Origin of the sequence: Lachnoclostridium sp., from assembly GCF_031997925.1 — a bacterium.
Classification (GTDB): Bacteria; Bacillota; Clostridia; order Lachnospirales; family Lachnospiraceae; genus Lachnoclostridium.
In genome coordinates, this window is sequence record NZ_DAMADT010000032.1 from 46,127 (window position 1) to 48,284 (window position 2,158).

Annotated in this window: 1 protein-coding gene; it reads left to right on the top strand. The window is 32.8% G+C overall.

The genetic code is table 11. The features are described 5' to 3' along the window. Window positions 1–283 precede the first annotated feature (283 nt). On the top strand, window positions 284–1,954 hold the full coding sequence (locus RTP52_RS16745) for a S8 family peptidase (RefSeq protein WP_312372613.1): 1,671 nt from the start codon (window positions 284–286) through the stop codon (window positions 1,952–1,954). Window positions 1,955–2,158 lie beyond the last annotated feature (204 nt).

Sequence of the window (2,158 nt, forward strand, 5' to 3'; positions counted from 1 at the left end):
GGCTATTACCAAAGGATTTTATACAGGAATCACAGGAGTAGAGATTAAGACTTTTCTAATTAGAGGAGCGGATAGAGATTTATTAATCGATTATCCGAATAGAACTTGGGGGTTTGGTAAGGTTGATTTATATGGAGTATTTGAAAGGTTAATATTATAAAACTCAAATTTTAAAAATTCCAAAAATTATTATCTAAGAAATAATGAAACATATATAGTATCTATATTTCATCGGAATTACAACTATTTGATTTTTAAAAAGTAGAGGAATAAGGTGTGTTATATGGTTGATGAAATTATTAATGAGGAATACATGGATTTGATTATACCGAACTCTATCTTAGAGAATTTTAGTTATGCTACCAATAAGACAGTTATTAACGATAGATATACTCTTATCAATGTGCCAAAAGAAACTATTGATGTTTGTGAGTTGGGATCGATTTATTCTTATATACCAGCGATTTATACTACGGATTCTACAACTGCATTAGATGAAACAGGAGTGACAAAATTTAGATATGAACCGGAATATGAACTTTATGGGACCGGCGTATTGATAGGAATCATTGATAGTGGAATTAACTATCTTCATCCAGCGTTTCGTTATAGTGATAATACAACTAAAATACAGGCAATTTGGGATCAAACCTTAAACAATGAAGCTACCTCCGGAAAAGATACTGAATTCTCATATGGTACAATTTATACGAAAGACGATATAAATCATGCTTTAAAGCAACCAAACCCTCTTACTATAGTGCCAACGGATGATGAGTTTGGCCATGGAACTATGATTGCAGGTATAGCAGTTGGCAGTGAAGATGAGAAGAATGAATTTTCAGGGGTGGCACCGTTATCAGAATTAGTAGTGGTGAAGTTAAAGCAAGCAAAAAACATAATAAAGGATATTTTTGCAGTTTCCAATGATAAAATTTGCTATCAAGAGTCAGATATAATGAAGGGAATAAGGTTCGTTTTTGAAACTGCAAAAAATTTGAAACGACCATTTGTTTTATGTATTGCTCTGGGAACCAATCAAGGTGGACACTATAGTTTAGGACCTTTAACGGACTTCTTAGAATTTATAACAACATTTCCGGGGCTTTGTTCCGTTATTTCTGGTGGTAACGAGGGAAACACAGGAAGACATTTTTCTGGTTTTTTAACTGCTGAAAATAGTACCAAGGATATTCTTATACATGCAGGAGATAAAGATAAGAACTTTTTGATTGAGATTTGGCCGCAATATAGTCAAATAGTATCTCTTGTATTAATATCTCCATCTGGTGAAATATCAACAAACTTAGTGTTGGATCCTATAAAACTTAATACACATAAATTATATATAGGTGAGACTTTTATCTGCATTGACAATATTTTATCTGGTGGTAGACAATTAATTTTGATTCGATTCGTGAATATACAAAGTGGTTTATGGACGATCCGCTATAGTAACCTCGATAAAATTAATTGGGAAATAAATGCCTTTTTACCATCAGGAAATATTCTATCGAATGATACATATTTTCTTGATTCAGATTCTTTCACAACAATAACAGCTCCTGGAAATTCGATTGCACCTATAACTATAACATCCTATAATAGTATTGATGGCAATATTTCTGCATTTTCTAGTAAGGGGTATTCAAGAGATGGAGAAATAAAACCTGATTTGGTAGCACCTGGAGAACATATTACCGCACCATCTCAAAACGATAGTTATGTGACTACGAATGGTACTGGTGCGGCTGTAGCCATTGTTTCAGGTATCGTTGCACTGATATATGAATGGGCGATAACGCAAGGAAATTTTACTAATTTAAGTGGATCAGAAGTCAAGACACTATTGATTCAAGGTGCAAAACGTGATCCAAACTTAGATTACCCGAATCAGACATGGGGGTATGGTAAAATTGACTTAGTTGGATTTTTTGATAAGGTAACAAAATAGTTTTGATTAACGAAACATTTTTTGTGGTTTCGCTGATATAGTTTTTTGATTATTGTTTGAAACAAGATTTTAAAATAGGTATATCCCTATCAACTTTGGATAAACTAACGTTAACGCTAATATTGTATTTGAGTTAAAAAGAAAGAGGCGGTGTAGTATGAATTCAAAAGTTGGTAAGGTAATGAAAAATGTCACTGAAGATAT